This is a genomic window from Pseudomonas sp. NPDC087598 (genome assembly GCF_044743525.1).
Lineage (GTDB): Bacteria > Pseudomonadota > Gammaproteobacteria > Pseudomonadales > Pseudomonadaceae > Aquipseudomonas.
In genome coordinates this window covers 56,118-72,426 of the sequence record NZ_JBIUWQ010000016.1, presented here as the reverse complement: position 1 = coordinate 72,426, position 16,309 = coordinate 56,118, and the positions used below count along the sequence as shown (strand labels likewise).

General features: G+C 58.9%; 12 protein-coding genes. 6 read left to right on the top strand and 6 right to left on the bottom strand.

The genetic code is table 11. The features are described from left to right. Nucleotides 1–51 precede the first annotated feature (51 nt). Entirely contained in the window at nucleotides 52–1,575 is a 1,524-nt protein-coding gene (locus ACIOWE_RS11795) for a fumarate hydratase (protein WP_007916251.1), read from the bottom strand. A 514-nt stretch (nucleotides 1,576–2,089) separates the two neighbouring features. On the opposite strand from ACIOWE_RS11795, the gene ACIOWE_RS11790 reads away from it, so the two are divergent. The 3 genes from ACIOWE_RS11790 (at nucleotide 2,090) to ACIOWE_RS11780 (ending at nucleotide 5,032) form a co-directional block, all read left to right on the top strand. Then, entirely contained in the window at nucleotides 2,090–3,196 is a 1,107-nt protein-coding gene (locus tag ACIOWE_RS11790) for a diguanylate cyclase domain-containing protein (RefSeq protein WP_401391218.1), read from the top strand. Continuing rightward, entirely contained in the window at nucleotides 3,189–4,124 is a 936-nt protein-coding gene (locus ACIOWE_RS11785) for an iron-sulfur-binding ferredoxin reductase (RefSeq protein WP_401391216.1), read from the top strand. Before ACIOWE_RS11790 ends, ACIOWE_RS11785 begins: the two co-directional genes overlap by 8 nt. Nucleotides 4,125–4,282: 158 nt before the next feature. After that, the gene (locus ACIOWE_RS11780; RefSeq protein WP_401391213.1) at nucleotides 4,283–5,032 is read left to right on the top strand and encodes an enoyl-CoA hydratase-related protein; all 750 of its coding nucleotides are present in this window, start codon (nucleotides 4,283–4,285) and stop codon (nucleotides 5,030–5,032) included. Between the two features lie 173 nt (nucleotides 5,033–5,205). On the opposite strand, the gene ACIOWE_RS11775 is transcribed toward ACIOWE_RS11780, so the two are convergent. From ACIOWE_RS11775 to pyk, 4 genes are all read right to left on the bottom strand, one after another. Then, entirely contained in the window at nucleotides 5,206–6,420 is a 1,215-nt protein-coding gene (locus ACIOWE_RS11775) for a hypothetical protein (protein WP_401391210.1), read from the bottom strand. Nucleotides 6,421–6,552: 132 nt separating this feature from the next. After that, nucleotides 6,553–7,857, bottom strand: a complete 1,305-nt coding sequence (locus tag ACIOWE_RS11770; protein ID WP_401391207.1) for a hypothetical protein — start codon at nucleotides 7,855–7,857, stop codon at nucleotides 6,553–6,555. Nucleotides 7,858–7,985: 128 nt separating this feature from the next. Beyond that, nucleotides 7,986–9,281 carry a hypothetical protein gene (locus tag ACIOWE_RS11765; RefSeq protein ID WP_401391204.1) on the bottom strand — a complete coding sequence of 432 codons (1,296 nt, stop codon included), beginning with the start codon at nucleotides 9,279–9,281 and terminating at the stop codon, nucleotides 7,986–7,988. A gap of 214 nt (nucleotides 9,282–9,495) precedes the next feature. Beyond that, nucleotides 9,496–10,947: a pyruvate kinase gene (pyk, locus tag ACIOWE_RS11760; protein ID WP_401391201.1), complete on the bottom strand. Its 1,452-nt coding sequence runs from the start codon at nucleotides 10,945–10,947 to the stop codon at nucleotides 9,496–9,498. A gap of 170 nt (nucleotides 10,948–11,117) precedes the next feature. Between pyk and ACIOWE_RS11755 the strand changes: the two genes are divergently transcribed. Both ACIOWE_RS11755 and ACIOWE_RS11750 read left to right on the top strand, forming a co-directional pair. Further along, entirely contained in the window at nucleotides 11,118–11,504 is a 387-nt protein-coding gene (locus ACIOWE_RS11755) for a tol-pal system YbgF family protein (protein WP_401391198.1), read from the top strand. A 233-nt stretch (nucleotides 11,505–11,737) separates the two neighbouring features. After that, nucleotides 11,738–12,097 carry a PilZ domain-containing protein gene (locus ACIOWE_RS11750; protein WP_401391195.1) on the top strand — a complete coding sequence of 120 codons (360 nt, stop codon included), beginning with the start codon at nucleotides 11,738–11,740 and terminating at the stop codon, nucleotides 12,095–12,097. Nucleotides 12,098–12,243: 146 nt separating this feature from the next. On the opposite strand, the gene ACIOWE_RS11745 is transcribed toward ACIOWE_RS11750, so the two are convergent. Beyond that, nucleotides 12,244–12,618, bottom strand: a complete 375-nt coding sequence (locus ACIOWE_RS11745; RefSeq protein ID WP_401391193.1) for a DUF6124 family protein — start codon at nucleotides 12,616–12,618, stop codon at nucleotides 12,244–12,246. 476 nt (nucleotides 12,619–13,094) lie between these two features. On the opposite strand from ACIOWE_RS11745, the gene ACIOWE_RS11740 reads away from it, so the two are divergent. Then, entirely contained in the window at nucleotides 13,095–16,175 is a 3,081-nt protein-coding gene (locus ACIOWE_RS11740) for a hypothetical protein (protein ID WP_401391190.1), read from the top strand. Nucleotides 16,176–16,309: the final 134 nt, after the last annotated feature.

The following is a 16,309-nucleotide window of genomic DNA, read 5'->3' as shown; positions in this document are numbered from 1 at the left end:
GCCGGCGCGTCGTGGGACGGGCCGGCCTTCTTTTTTTAGCGGTTCAAGCGCTTACTGCACTTCTACCGCCAGGCTTTCGCTGATCTTCTGTTGCCAGATCGCAGGGCCGGTGATGTGTACCGATTCACCTTTGCTGTCCACCGCGACGGTGACCGGCATGTCCTTGACCTCGAACTCGTAAATCGCTTCCATGCCCAGCTCGGCAAATGCCAGCACTTTTGACTTCTTGATCGCTTGAGCAACCAGATAAGCGGCGCCGCCAACGGCCATCAGGTACACGGCTTTGTTGTCCTTGATCGCTTCGATCGCGGTCGGACCGCGCTCGGATTTACCGATCATGCCCAACAGGCCGGTCTGCTCAAGGATCTGACGGGTGAACTTGTCCATCCGCGTTGCGGTGGTCGGGCCTGCAGGGCCAACCACTTCGTCGCCCACCGGATCAACCGGGCCGACGTAGTAGATGAAGCGACCTTTCAGGTCTACCGGTAGGGTTTCACCCTTGTTCAGCATCTCGACCATGCGCTTGTGCGCGGCGTCGCGACCGGTGAGCATTTTGCCGTTGAGCAGGACGGTTTCGCCCGGCTTCCAGCTCTGCACGTCTTCCGGGGTCAGGGTGTCGAGGTTGACACGACGGGCCGACGGGCCGGCTTCCCAGACGATTTCCGGGTAGGCGTCCAGCGGTGGCGCTTCCAGCGAGGCCGGGCCGGAACCGTCGAGCACGAAGTGCGCGTGACGGGTGGCGGCGCAGTTCGGGATCATGCACACCGGCAGCGAAGCGGCGTGGGTCGGGTAGTCCATGATCTTCACGTCAAGCACGGTGGTCAGGCCACCGAGGCCCTGGGCGCCGATGCCCAACTGGTTGACCTTCTCGAACAGCTCCAGACGCATTTCTTCGATGCGGTTCTGTGGGCCACGGGCTTTCAGCTCGTGAATGTCGATGGATTCCATCAACACTTCTTTGGCCATCACTGCAGCTTTCTCGGCGGTGCCGCCGATGCCGATGCCGAGCATGCCCGGTGGGCACCAGCCGGCGCCCATGGTCGGAACGGTCTTGAGCACCCAGTCAACGATCGAGTCGGACGGGTTGAGCATGGCCATTTTCGACTTGTTCTCGGAGCCGCCGCCCTTGGCCGCTACGTCCACTTCCACAGTGTTGCCCGGGACGATGGAGTAGTGGATGACTGCCGGGGTGTTGTCCTTGGTGTTTTTACGAGCGCCCGCCGGGTCGGCGAGGATCGAGGCACGCAAGACGTTTTCCGGCAGGTTGTAGGCGCGACGCACGCCCTCGTTGATCATGTCGTCCAGGCCCATGGTGGCGCCATCCCAACGTACGTCCATGCCGACGCGCACGAACACGGTAACGATACCGGTGTCCTGGCAGATCGGCCGGTGGCCGGTGGCGCACATGCGCGAGTTGATCAGGATCTGCGCCATCGAGTCACGGGCCGCTGGCGATTCTTCGCGCAGGTAGGCTTCGTGCATCGCCTGGATGAAATCCACGGGGTGGTAATAGGAAATGAACTGCAGGGCGTCGGCAACGCTCTGAATCAGGTCGTCTTGCTTGATCACGGTCATGAGTCGCGCTCCTCTAAAAGACGGGAACATTCTATGGGGCAGCTACAAGCTTCAAGCTATCAGCGGCAAGTTGGAGCAGTACGCGGACTGCTTGAGCTTGTGGCTTGAAGCTTGAGGCTTGTAGCTGTTCCTCTGGCACGCCGGGGCTGCTGGCGCGACGCTAAAAAGGCGCGGCAGTATACCGCGCCTCGGTGGGGCGCACACATTGGCTTTTGGTCGGATAACCGTTGTGGTGAGGGGATTTATCCCCGTCCGGCTGCGCAGCAGTCGTAAATACTGTGCACCCGGTTTGCCTGCAAGATCTCGCAGGGCCGCTGCGCAGCCCATCGGGGATGAATCCCCTCACCACAGGGAACCTCATACTGGCCGTGATTCAAGTGAGGCAGGCCACACTTTTGACGTCAATTTTCGAGCCCGAAAATCGGTGGTCATTTATCGACTACGCCACTAAAGTGGCAGCCGGTCTGTAGAGTAGGACACTCGGTCAGCCTCCAATCGCACGGTGAGTCAACGATTGACCCATAACGCCATTCAACGTCTTTTGCTCAAACGCTTTGCCCTCGCTGCAGCCACCTATGGATTGGCTTTGCTGCTGCTGTGGCTGGCGTTTTTCACCGGTCATTACGAACAATCCCTGACCTCCGTGGCCATCGGCAGCGCGCTGGTGGTGATCAGTCAGGCCGCCCTGTTCGCGCTGTTCTGGAGCGGGCGCAATCTGCGCTTTGCCGATCCCAGCCTGACCGAAGGGCAAGTCTTGCTCGGGCTCGGCTGGCAGACCTGGCTGATCGCCCATCTGGATGAAGCGCGCAGCGCCTTCCTGGTGTTCTATGTGCTGATCCTGCTGTTCGGTCTGTTCCATCTGAGCCGGCGGGCGTTCATCCGCTGTGCGCTGCTGGTGTTCTTCAGCTTTTGCGCGATCACCCTGTGGGACGGTTATCACTACCGCTTGCGCGAGCCCGCACTTGCCGCTTTGCAGGTGTGCATCCTCGCCATGGTGTTGGCGTGGCTGGTGATTTATGCGCGTTTCGTTCAGGTCTCGCGGCAACGCATACGCCAGCGCCGCTTTGCCTTGCAAGCGCATCAAGACACGTTGCGCGGGATGATGCGTCAGCTCGAAGATCTGGTCGCCACAGACGAACTGACCGGCCTGTTCAACCGCCGGCACTTTCTGCGCCTGGCCTCGCGTGAACTGAATGCGCTGGACAGCGACGTCGTGCACGGACTGGCGCTGATCGATCTCGACCATTTCAAACGCATCAACGATTTGCATGGTCATGCCGCCGGCGATCAGGTGTTGCAGGCGTTCGCCGGCGTCGCCCAGGCCTGCCTGCGCGACGGCGATGTACTGGCGCGTTATGGTGGTGAGGAATTCGTCGTGTTGCTGCCCGATTGCAACGCCGAACGGCTGACCGCTTGCTGCGAGCGTCTGCGTATTGCCTTTACCGATGTTGAACTGATCGGCCTGAATGTGCGCAACCTCAGCCTGTCGGCCGGCATGACCCTGCTGGCGGTGGGCGATGATCTGGATGATGCCTTGCAGCGGGCTGATCAGGCGCTCTATCGGGCCAAGCGTGACGGGCGCAATCGCTGTGCGGCCGCGTGGGAGAACGTCGATGCCTGAACTTCGTGTCGCAGAACGGCAATGGTCGGTGGCGACGGGCAGCAATCTGCTCGACGCCCTCAATCAGAACGGTGTGGCCGTGCCTTACAGCTGCCGTGCCGGCAGTTGCCATGCGTGTCTGGTTCAGTGCGTACAAGGCCTGCCCGCCGACAATCGTCCGGATGCCTTGAGCGCCGAGCAACGCCAGCAAGGGTGGCGACTGGCCTGCCAGTGTCAGGTGATCGAAGACTTGCAGGTGCACACCTTCGACCCGCTCGCCGACGGTCGCCCGGCCGTGGTCGAAGCGCTGGACTGGCTCAGCGCCAACGTCCTGCGCCTGCGCCTGACCCCGCAACGGCCGCTGCGCTATAGCGCCGGCCAGCATCTGGTGCTGTGGATCAATCACATTGCACGGCCGTATTCGCTGGCCAGCCTGCCGGAAGAAGACCGTTTTCTGGAGTTCCACCTCGACTGTCACCAACCCGGTGAGTTCAGTGATGCCGCACGCCGCTTGCAGATCGGCGACCCGATCCGTCTCGGTGAACTGCGCGGCGGCGCGCTGCATTACGACCCTGACTGGCACACCCGACCGCTGTGGTTGCTGGCGGCCGGTACGGGACTCGGCCCCTTGTTCGGCGTGCTGCGCGAAGCCTTGCGTCAGGATCACCAAGGCGCCATTCGCGTCATTCACCTGGCCCATGATGCCCAAGCGCATTATCTGGCCAAACCCCTTGCGGCATTGGCCGCCCAGCGCGAAAACCTCAGCATCGAACTGTGGACGGCGGCCGAGTCAGCCGCCGCTTTGGCGCAACTGCGCCTTGTTTCCCGGCAAACCCTGGCCTTAGTCTGCGGCTCGACGGCCAGTGTCGACGCCTTCGCCCGGCGTCTGTACCTGGCTGGTCTGCCGCGCAATCAACTGCTGGCCGATGTGTTCCTGTCCCGTGGTTGAACGCTGACTTCATTGGTTCGAGAGTTCCTGTGACGAGGGAGCTTGCTCCCGTTTGAGTGCGCAGTGCTCACAAGCTTTTGGGGCCGCTGCGCAGCCCAGCGGGAGCAAGCTCCCTCGCCACAGTTGATCTTCGCTGACCTGAACTATTGAGACACGCCATGACTGACGCCATCCTGCTGGAACGCGAACGCGGTTTGTTGACCCTGCGCCTCAACCGCCCGGACAAGAAAAACGCCCTGACCCGCGCCATGTACAGCCATCTCGCCGAGGCATTGAAACAGGCTGACGTTGACCCTGAAATCAACGCCGTACTGATCACCGGCAGCAGCGAATGCTTCACCGCCGGCAACGACATCGCCGACTTCATCCAGCAACCGCCGAGTGATCTCGACAGCCCGGTGTTCCACTTCATGCTTAACCTGCTCGAATGCCGCAAACCGGTGATCGCTGCTGTGGCCGGAGCGGCGGTCGGCATCGGCACCACGATGTTGCTGCATTGCGATCTGGTTTACGTCAGCCGCGATGCGCGCTTGCGCATGCCGTTCGTCAACCTCGGCTTGTGCCCGGAGTTCGCTTCCAGCCTGATCCTGCCGCGTTTGCTCGGGCAGGCCAAAGCGGCAGAGTTGTTGCTGCTCGGCGAAGGCTTCAGCGGTGAACTGGCCGCCCAGTGGGGCATCGCCACAGAGGCGTTGGGCAGCGGCGAGGCGGCATTGGCCAAAGCGCGTGAGATGGCGTTACGTTTTGATGAGCTGCCACCGGAAGCAGTGCGCATCAGCAAGCAATTGATGAAAGCGCCGGACCGCGAGCAGATCCGCACCGTGATCGAGGAGGAGGGCACGTTGTTCACTCAGCGCCTGCGTTCGCCAGAAGCGTTGGCGGCGCTGACCGGGTTTATCAAACGGCATTGATTTTCGGACGGTCGAGCAGGCCTCTTCGCGAGCAGGCTCGCTCCCACATTTGAAATGCGTTCACCTGTGGGAGCGAGCCTGCTCGCGAAGGGGTCAGATCAGTTGATAAATCTATCGGATCCGAACAAAAAGTCCTGCCATTCGTATGGCAGGACTTTGCTTACCGACTTCATTCAACCGTGATATCGCGAGACTGATGCTTCAGTTGTTTGTCTACCGGCAACAATGATCTGAGTGTTTGTCTGCGCGCCTGCACTGTTCAGTTGATTGGGGGTGTGTTCAGCACTCCAGTCGCTGATACCTGTGGCCGAGAAGCTGGTGTCGATCAAGCCATCTTGAGTAATTCGGCCTACGACACTCACACGAGCGTCCACTTCACCGCCCGCAACGATAGAGCCGTTTGAATCGATAACTGCCGACTTCCATTGCAGTTTTCTGAAGGTAATTGAGGTAATGACATCCTTTGCGTCATTGAAACTGATGTCATCTTTCCCATCGCCAAGTTTCCGCGTGATCCAGCCACTTGTGCCATTGGCAACCGTGCCGACGGCGACGAGTTTGTTATCCGCCTGCAGCAGGAGCTTATTGACTCGGACCGGCCCTTCGCTGGATGTGAAGGTGGTGACGCTGCCTTCTTTGCCGAAGGTAAAGTCTGGCTGTCCCGTCGACGTGTAACCTGCGACAAAACCTTCAGCGGCAGTTGAGCCCGCCAAAATGATTCGGCCGTCGGTTTGCGTAACTACACCGATAGTCGAGGTGTCCAGCCCGTTATGGCGCAAGAAGACATAGCCGCGTCCATCGAGGGCCGTGTCCAGCTTTCCGTCAAGGGTCAGTTGCACTAACAAGCCCCAGTTGCGGTATGGCCCCGGCGCACTGTTATTGAAGGAAAGCAGGATCTTTGCCGCGTTGGCGGTTGTTGCCGATTCGGTGCGAGCAGGCAGTGTGGCTATCGGAATTGAGGGCGGCACAGGTGTGTCGAACTTGAACTTCCCGAACACCAGGTTCGCCGATCCATTGCTATTGAATAGCGTGGCGGCCGGAAAGTTGGGCGCAAGACTGCTGTCGCGAAGATGTCCCGATACCAGAATCTGGTCGCTGTTAACGATGGCCAGAGCCTGGGGTGTAGAAAAACTTCCGGGGACGCCGAAACCGTCTTCCGAGTAGCCAGTGCCGTCCGGACCAAATGTGGTATCGAGCGAGCCATTTTCATTCAGCCGAAAGAGCTTGAAACTGTTGGTGCCACTGATGACGCCGACGACCTTGCCTTGATCAGGGCCAACGTCGGTCAACACCGCGATGGCTTTGACGTCTGATCCCAGCAGTGTTCGAGTGCCGAAAGTCCCGAAGCTGAAATCCAGTGTGCCGGGTGTATTCAGTGAGTCCGTCATCGAAGCCTCCAAGGCCATTCCCCTGCCTGATGCGGGGGTATCGATTATTTAATCCATTGGGTAGAAATAGGTAACTGACAGAGTTGGCGGGAGGCGAGTGGCCATCACGCACTTGCCTACCTCGCCATTTTTTTATCGGGGGGCAACGTCGGCCTGATTGCGTCCGTGAAAACGCAGAACCAGCCCTTGAACATCCGAGTTGAAGCGCTCTCCCGCAACGACGATTTTTCCGTCCGTCTGTAACGCGACATCCCTGAAGGTCGTTGTTCCGTCAACACGGGTGCCCACCCAGCCGACATCGGCGAACGCTGGATCAAACGTGCCGTCACTGAGCAGTCTGGCGACGACGGCCGGGAGGTTGTTATCCGGCAGTTGATACTTGCCGATCAAAACGATCTTGCCGTCGGGTTGCATGACCCCGCTTTGCCAATAGGTCGGGGCATTGTCCAATCGAGTCAGCAGGGGTTGGCCGCGATTGAACTGGATATTGGCAGTGCCATCCGGTTCGAGGCTGATCAGGAGGCCCTCAGGTTTGTCGGTTTTGCCGATGCCCAGCAGCCGGTTGTTCGGTTGCTGAATGATCGATTCGAGAGTGGCGGAATCCACTAACGACACCATCACAAATCCACCCTTGCCGAAATCCGGATCTAGTTTGCCGTCGCGTGTGAAGCGCGCGAACAGGGCGGTCGACAGACCGGAGCGGGGGGCCAGTTGGCCGCAAACGACGATCTTGCCATCCTGATCAATCAAGCCGCTGTGCAGTTTCACCTCTCTGGGCGCGGCATCCGGGTGAATAACCTCGACGTAGCCTTTTTGATTGAAGGACGTGTCCAGAGAGCCGTCGTTGTTGAGCAAGTAGACGAAGGACCGAATGTCTGCCAGGTGCGAAATGACATAGGTTTTCACCACCAGAATTTTTCCATCATCCAGTGGCACGATGTTCCCCGATGAAGCGTGTTCGCTGTCGACGGACTCCACAACGGCTTCCTCGCCAGCACTTGCGGGCACTGGGAGGATGACATAGCCCTTATCGCCAAAACCGGTATCGAGCACACCTTCGGATGAAAACCGCGCCAACGCGGGGTCGCGCGCGCCGACCGTACCGGCCAAAAGAATTTTGCTGTCGTTCGTAAGAGTTATCGAATGGCCCATGGACTCGCGGCTACCGGCAAAAAAACCGCTGGCGATCCCTTCCTTGGCAAAACTCGGATCCAGCTGCCCATCCGTTGTCAGACAGCCCAGCACATAAGGTCGCTGAGTGACTTCAGAGCGTGCCTGACCTGCGAAGTACAGGCGTGTGGAGGTGTTATCGGCCTTGATGCCTGCCAGTAAGGTTTCGGGGCCCGGAGCGGGAAGACTCAGGCGGAAAATACCGGCGTCTGCAAAGCTTTCATCAAGCGTTCCTGCTTGCTGCGCAGAGCGATTCGACGGGTTCATGGGGCTCTCCTTGAGTGGACGGTTGTCGACTCAGTAGCTGCCCGATTACTACTCCCGTCTACTGTCAGGTCTGACAGTAGACGGGACGTGTGCCGTGTGTTGGACACGTTCCTTCTACCGCCAGAAATTCAAGCGAGATAGCGTAACAACACGCTTTTATTGTTGGGCAGGCGAGCGCAGACCAGAATCTTGCCATCCTCCTGCAAGGTCATTCCGGTGGCGTACTGCGCACCGTTTTCCAGGTGGGTACGAACCCAGCCTTGACCTTCATTGAAGGCCGGATCGAACTGAGCATCGATAAAGCGCGCGACGACGATATCCACCTCCCGTCCCATGGCGATGCCGCCCGCGACCACGATCTTGCCGTCCTTCTGAATGGCTGCGCCCTCCCATGTACCCGTGGCGTCATCTTCCAGCACGGTATTGAGCGGTTTGCCGCCATTGAACTGGATATTGGGGCTGCCATCGGGTTCGATGCTGATCAATGAGCCATAGTTGGGGAAAAGCGTACTGCCAAACCCCAGGATTCGCTGGTTGGGTTGTTGAACCATGCCCTCGAGCAGAATCGAGTGGGTGCCGTCGACCACGGTGACAAACCCTCCGTCGCCGAAGCCAGGGTCCAACTGGCCTGTGCTGTCATAGCGCACAAACAAGGCCGAGTTGGGTCGATCAGCGTTGCCATAGACGTTCCCGCAGCCCAGGTACTTGCCATCGGTTTGCACCATGATATTTCTCAATACCGTAGCTTTCAGGGCATAGGCCGGATGAATCACCGGGATGTATCCGGTCTGGTTGAAATCAGGATCCAGGGTTCCTTTGTTGTCCAGCCGGATAATCAAGCCATGGGATTGCTCGGGATTGAAATAGTAGTGTTGGAACGTGAGGATTTTTCCGTCCGGCAGCACCTCCACGCCATGTGGGGTCGAACCATTGCCACTGGGAATGCCGGAGGCGGTTGAGGGTGTATTGGCGGCTGGCGGCGTCAGCGTGATATCCAGCACGGTTCGGCCATGTGTACCGAACTCCGGATCCAGCCAGCCATCAGCGCCGTACCGTGACAAGGCCGGTGCCTCTCGGCTCTCAGTTGTATAAACCGTGCAGGCAACGATGATTTTTCCGTCAGGCTGGAAGGCCAGTGATTGAACCTTCGAGAGCTCATAACCGGGATAAATCCCGTAAGCAAACCCGGCGATGCCAAAACCGCTATCCACAGTGCCGTCTGCATTGAAACGGCCCAGCGTATAGACCTGATTCGGATCCAGCTCGCGTTCACTGATACCGGCGCAATAAATCTTTTTATCCGGCCCGATGTTCACGCAGGTAAACCTGACCGATGGATAACCCGCAACGGTGATCGCGACGACACCGCCGTCACCAAAGCCCTGATCGAGCTTCCCTGCATCATTCAAGGCTTGCCTGTTCATTGCGTGCTCCTGATCCATCAATGGATCGAACAGTCCGACGGTGATGACCGTCGAAGGAGCGCTCATTGGATGCCCGGGTAAGTCTGTCGTCAACTGTCAGACCTGACAGTTGACACCCCCGGGAAAATGCAATCAAACGGCAACGCCTGAACGAGAAAAACAAAAAGCCCCGCCATTTACATGGCGGGGCTTTGTTTTTTCAGCGCCTGATCACTCAGACCTGTGGATCACCCACGTGCAGGATCTTCATGCCGTTGGTGCCGCCGGTGGTGTGGTAGCTGTCGCCCTTGGTCAGGATGACCCAGTCGCCTTTTTCCACAACGCCGCGCTTGACCAGTTCGTCGATCGCTTTCTGGCTGACTTCGTGCGGTTCCAGCGAGGCCGGATCGAACGGAATGGTGTACACGCCACGGAACATCGCTGCGCGCGCCTGAGTCTCGCGGTGTGGCGAGAAGGCGTAGATCGGCACCGAGGAACGGATGCGCGACATGATCAGCGGGGTGTAACCACTTTCGGTCAGGGCGATGATCGCTTTGACGCCCGGGAAGTGGTTGGCGGTGTACATGGTCGCCAGCGCGATGCTTTCGTCGCAGCGGGTGAATTCCTTGCCGATGCGGTGGCTGGAGGTTTTCAGAGTCGGGTGCTTTTCAGCGCCGACGCAGATGCGCGCCATCGCTTGCACGGCTTCCAGCGGATACAGACCGGCAGCGGATTCGGCCGAGAGCATCACGGCGTCGGTGTAGTCGAGCACGGCGTTGGCCACGTCGGACACTTCGGCGCGGGTCGGCATCGGGTTCTGGATCATCGACTCCATCATCTGGGTCGCAACGATCACAGCCTTGTTGTGGCGGCGTGCGTGCAGAATGATTTTCTTCTGAATGCCCACCAGCTCGGCGTCGCCGATTTCCACACCGAGGTCACCACGGGCAACCATCACCGCATCGGAGGCCTGGATCAGACCGTCGAGGGTTTCGTCGTCGGCCACGGCTTCGGCGCGTTCGATTTTCGCCACCAGCCAGGCAGTGCCGCCGGCCTCGTCGCGCAGTAGACGGGCGTAGTTCATGTCGGCGGCGTCACGCGGGAAGTACACGGCGAGGTAGTCGACTTCCATTTCTGCGGCGAGCTTGATGTCGGCCTTGTCTTTTTCAGTCAGGGCCGGTGCGGTCAGGCCGCCACCGCGACGGTTGATGCCTTTGTGGTCGGACAGCGGGCCGCCGATGGTCACGACGCAATTCAGTTCAGTGGCGGTGGCGGTTTCAACGCGCATTACCACGCGGCCGTCGTCGAGCAGCAGCTCGTCGCCCACGCCACAGTCTTTCACCAGATCCGGGTAGTCGATACCGACCACTTGCTGGTTACCTTCGGTCAACGGATGGCTGGTGGAGAAGGTGAACTTGTCACCGATCTTCAGCTCGATCTTCTTGTTGGCGAATTTGGCGATACGGATTTTCGGGCCTTGCAGGTCACCCAGCAGGGCGACAAAGCGGCCGTGCTTGGCAGCCAGGTCACGCACCAGTTTTGCGCGAGCCTTGTGCTCGTCGGGGGTGCCGTGGGAGAAGTTCAGACGGGCAACGTCCAGGCCAGCCAGAATCAGCTGTTCGAGAACTTCCGGCGAGTTACTGGCCGGGCCAAGGGTAGCGACGATTTTGGTACGACGGACGGACATGCAAAGACTCCTGAGTTCAAGCGCTAGCGAAGGCTACTATGCTCCGTGGGTGTAGTCATTGTTCGTTTGCACTACTTAATAGTTTCTTTATTGAACACGACGATTGGCGCAAACACTTCTGAAGATTTCTCAGCAAGGGTCGATACAGAGCACAAGACAGGAGAACCCCCATGCGATTGTTGCCCATTGCCGCCCTTGCCCTCAGCGTCCTCGCCGTGACGGGTTGCACCCGTTGGTCGATGAACCATCATTTGAACAATGCCTACAGCGCTTACGATCGCGGCAATTGCGAGCAGGTCATGCTCGAACTGTCGAAGGTCGAACGCGCCAGCCGTGCCCGCCCGTATGTGTGGCCGGAAGTGTCGATGATGCGCGGGCAGTGCCTTGAGCGGCAAAAGATGTTTGTCGATGCGGTGCAGACTTATCAGTTCATCATTGCCTCGTACCCCAACAGCGAGTACGCCTACCGCGCCCGTGCGCGACTGGAAACCTTGCAGAGCCTGGGCCATTACCCGACTCGCAGCGCGGCGGCCGTGGTGCGTCCAACCAGCTTTTGATGGCAGTTGTCATACAAATGCTGGCCGGTTGTACAGCCTGAGCTATAGTCGAATCAATCGGGTCTAGAGCCGAGTCTCTAATATGCCCGTGCAACACCTGCGACTGGCAGTTGTAAGGTGATGGCGTTTTAGCGACCGTCACACCGGAAGCGGGGAGAGCGCGTCTGCCGAACCGGCGCGTTCCGAAGCATTAGGTGCGGCTCTGTGATGGAGCCTTGCATGGCGAACTGCGCATGTTTACCGACCGCCGAATCGAACGGCATCAGTTGCCGTATTTCCTCAGAGTGTTCAACAGCGTCACCGACAAACCCATCGGCTTTCTCGGCAATGTGTCCGAGGACGGGCTGATGTTGATCAGCCAGTTGCCGATGATGATCGGGGCGGAGTTCCATCTGCGTCTGAAAATACCCAGCGAACAAGGGTGCCAGCAGGTGATCGACCTCACCGCGTGTTGCCTGTGGTGCCATGAAGACGCCACACCTCTGCATTACGATGCTGGTTTCAGCCTGCAACGACCACCGGCGGAATACGGGCAACTGGTCGCGGCGTTGAAGCAGTACTTCAGCTTTCAGCCGTTGCCGGCCTCGGCCTGAATTCTGCGGCGACCTCACTGTTGCTATCGCTGGCAAGCCAGCTCCCACAGGGTTTGCGTCGTTCACGGATGCTGTGTCTGTTCGCTGAACCTGTGGGAGCGGGATTGCCCGCGATGGCGTCAGTTCATGCGCCGCAGGGTCAACGATCAGGTCACGGCAATCGCCCGCTCGTTATCCAGCGCCTGTTCCGCCAGCAATAAACCCATCTCGCTCAATTGATAAATCGCCATCGCCAGATGTCGCGGCTTGTCGTCGAGGCTGTCCGCCAGGTCCAGCAGCAGAATGCTCACCGAGGAAAACGTTTCGTAGGTCTGAATGGCCACGGCTTCGCGATTGAGGTCGGGGGCGATCATGAACATCTGCATGCCGCGATCCACGGAATTGCGCGAGGGTGAGGCGGTGGGTTTGAGGTAGTGGTCGAGGGCTTTTTCGGCGGCCTCGTGGAGCTTTTTCGATTGGGCTGATTTGTAGGGGGAAACCGAGTCGTCGGTTTCGGGGGGATTCGGCGTCTCTTTGCACATGATCGTATTTCCTTTTAATGGAGCTGCCACCGTCTCGCGACTAAACGAGGGGGTGGCGGCTGGACGCAGGTTAGTCGACCGGGAGAAATACGAAAAAACCGGCGCGCCCGAGGGCGCCCTGCGCACAGCCACCATCGAGTGCGGGGATAGGGAATACCCGACTTGATGACGCTTATGCACCTTCGTATACCTCCCGGGCGACTAAACCCGACCACTGATTGGCAGCGGCACGGATCAAGTTACGGGGCATCAGCAAAGCGCACAAGCCGGCGGATTCTGAGGGATGTGTAGGCAAAGGCGCAACCCGGCGTAGCCTGCGGATGAGGACGTTGCCGGGGGGGGGGCAAAACGGCTTTTTTTGTACGCGACCGTTCGTCGGGACTGTCAGATTTTACAGGTGCGTAGCGCAGGGGCGGGGGCGTATTTAAAGGCTTTCGGCAAACCATTCCGCACCCACCCACGAGAAGGAACTGACCATGGCGACCTTTGACGAAGAGCCTGTAAACGGTGCATCCGATGATGCTGAAATCCTCGACTCACCGCCTTACATCCTTACACCCTCCTACGGTGAGCGCGTGAGAAACCCCGTCAAGGTCACTGGCGGTGGCCATGCGAGACGCAACGTAAAAATTATCGGGGCCTACAATGACACAGACTTGGGTGATGAGCGGCAAATGGGCGGAGATGGGGTATTTGAACTGACGTTCAGAGATATCCTGCACCCCGGGATAAACCAATTTCGGATTCTGCAATGGGTGATGTATCCGGACTCTTATAGGTATTCCGAGGTGTGGACGCTTTATAACGTCGCGCCCCCTGTCCTCGATCCGAAACATAACAACCAGGTTGTGGGAGACGTATTCTCCTTGAAGGGGAGTAGATGCCCGGTCCGTGAGAGGGTGATATGTAAACACTTCCAGACTGGTGATGTTATTGGAGAGGGTAGAGCTGATGGGCTCGGCAACTTTGAATTTCCGGTCTCGATGGTAGGGTGGCCGAGAAACATGAGCTTATCTGTCGTTTGGTTTCAAAACGTGACCAGTGACGGATCTGACCTTTTTACGGTGCGGCGTTTGACCCCGCAGATTGAAAGCCCCACCAACAATACGATTGTGGGAAAAACGCCGATAGTTCGGGGCAATGGTTTGGACGGTTCAATCGTCACTCTTTACAGTACTGAACCGGGCGAACCCAAGCAGTACGGCAGTGCTAACGTTAGCAATGGTCAATGGTTCAGAACGCCAAATGCCTATTTGCCAGAAGGTCGGGTTCGGCTGATTGTCAAAGCGCGAGTAGGGAGCACTGAAGTTGAGTCCGATCCGGTATGGGTTGATGTCATCCAGACACCCCAGATTCTTTCCCCTGATGCAGGCGCAGTGGTGGATACAACCTTCACAATTGAAGGTTCAAAAGGCATGCGTGGGGCTACTGTCGAGATTTTGCGCGATACGGTTGAGCACAGTGTTGTTGCCACCGGCTCGACTATAGCGGGCACAGAAGGATGGCGTGTCACTGTCCCGGACATGACGCCGGGCCCTCTGAGTCTGAGGGCAGAACAATTCGTTGCCAGCCTCGCCGATCACTCCGATAGATCGGATCCGCGAGCGTTCAAAGTCCGCCCCGCGCCGGTCTCGAATATCTCAATAACCACCCCCCTTGATGGCTCGATAAAAGTTGCGGGAAGCGGATATTCGGGGGCAACCGTCGAGATCACTCGTGTCAGTGGGCCTGATGCACCTGCGATACCTTCTGTTCCAGTGGTGGATGGCAAGTGGGAGGCCACGGCGACCAACTGGCCTTTCGGCAGTTACACGCTCAGCATCATTCAAAAGGTTGGCGACGGCGCAAGCGGCTGGATCCCTTCGGTACCCGTAAAACCCCTCTTCAGCAAAGTTCTGCCTGAAGTCAGCAACGTGAAATCGACCTCCGGCTATAAGCCGATCATCACCGGTACAGGCACGGACGGCGCCACGGTCAAGTTGTTGAACGGCGATGGGAGCATCACAGACCTGCCCGACGTTGTTGTGAGGAATAACCAATGGTCAAGCACGGCGCCGACGGAATGGGGCCCAACGTTTGAGCGCGTCCTTCTGATCAAACAGTCCCTCGGCCTGGAACTGACCACGGGTATTAATCACACCGTCACCATCCCCCCCTTGGCCCCCGGCCTGAATGAGCCGGTCGAGGATGGTCAGTCACCCAGGTTCAGCGGCGCGTGCTGGCCGGGAGCGGTGGTGAAGGTCAAATTCAGCGACAGCCCCGAAGAGCATCTGGCAACCATCTCGAACGGCAACTGGTCTTTCCAGCGATCAAAGGAATTCGCTCCGGATGTATTGCATACCGTCGAGGTCTTTCAGATCGTTGGCAAGCAAACATCAGAAAAAGCGAGTAAGACCTTCACGGTTTCCGTGGTCATGCTCAAACCGACAATCACCAAGCCGGATGCCGATTCGAAAGTCGGTCGTGTGGTCACGGTCGAGGGCGGTAAAGGTATGGCGGGCGCGACACTGCAGTTGCGAGATGTCCGTTTTGATCGTGATCTCGGTGCGCCCAAAGTACTGAGTCAGGACGGCGTCTGGTCGATTGACCTGACCCATCTGGAATTTAGGATCTACACCATCGATGCCCGGCAAACACTCAAGGGCCGGCCTTCGGATCCCAGTGACCGGCACAGTTTTGAAGTGGTGCTGTTGCCCCCGGAAATTACCCAGCCGACCCCCGAAGGCAAGCTGCCCCGCACGGCGACGCTTATGGGGAAGGGCATGGTGAACGGGCGCGTTGAGGTCTTTCTGGAGGAGCACTCCGGGCCTTGGCTCACGGACATCGCGGTGAACGGGAACGGCGAGTGGGAAGTCGACGTCACGTTGCCAGTGGGCAGGAAAACCATCTGGGCGCGGCAAACGTTTGTTGATGAAGGCGGCAAGTTGCGGGAATCGGACATTACCGCGTTGTTGAACTATGACGTCGTCCCGGCAGCGCCGTTTATCGAGACGCCGGTCGCGGACGGCCACATCGGGCGGTTGACGGTGGTGTCAGGCTTCGGTGTGCCGGGCGACAGTGTCACGGTGACGCTGGCCGTCGGCGGGCGTTCGATACAGGCCAATGCACGCGTGCTGGAGGATCGCACCTGGTCGGTGACGCGGGATTTCAGCTCACTCGTGGGTGGGCGGCGCACCCTTGAAGCGGTGGCATCGCTGGGTGAGTTTGCCTCGCTCGCCGCAACGCGACCGGTCGTGCTGGGGACTTATCTGCCCACCCTCGACGAGCCGGCGGCGGGCCGCTGGGTCAGTCATCCGCTGCAGTTTGCCGGCCGAGGCCGCAAGGGCAGTGGCCAGGTAGTGAGCTGGTACAACCCGGACGTGAGATGGGTGCCGGAGGTGCCCATCGCCAGTGACAAATGGTCCGGCGAGTCGACGCAGTCGTTGCCGGGCGCGGGCAACTGGTACCGATTCCAACAAGACATCACCGACGGTGCGGACGCTGCAACGGCTTCCGATTGGGTTGACAGCCAACGTTTTGAAGTCGAGCCCGCGCAGCCGCCTTCGGTCGATAACTGAGTCTGCGCTTCCCGACGAACGGTCTTAAAACCTGTCAGATCTGACAGTAGACGCGGACCGCGACCAAGCGCCAAATCGTACTCACTGAAAGCACAGCCTGGCGAAGACGCCGGGCTGTTCGGGCCAGTTGTCGA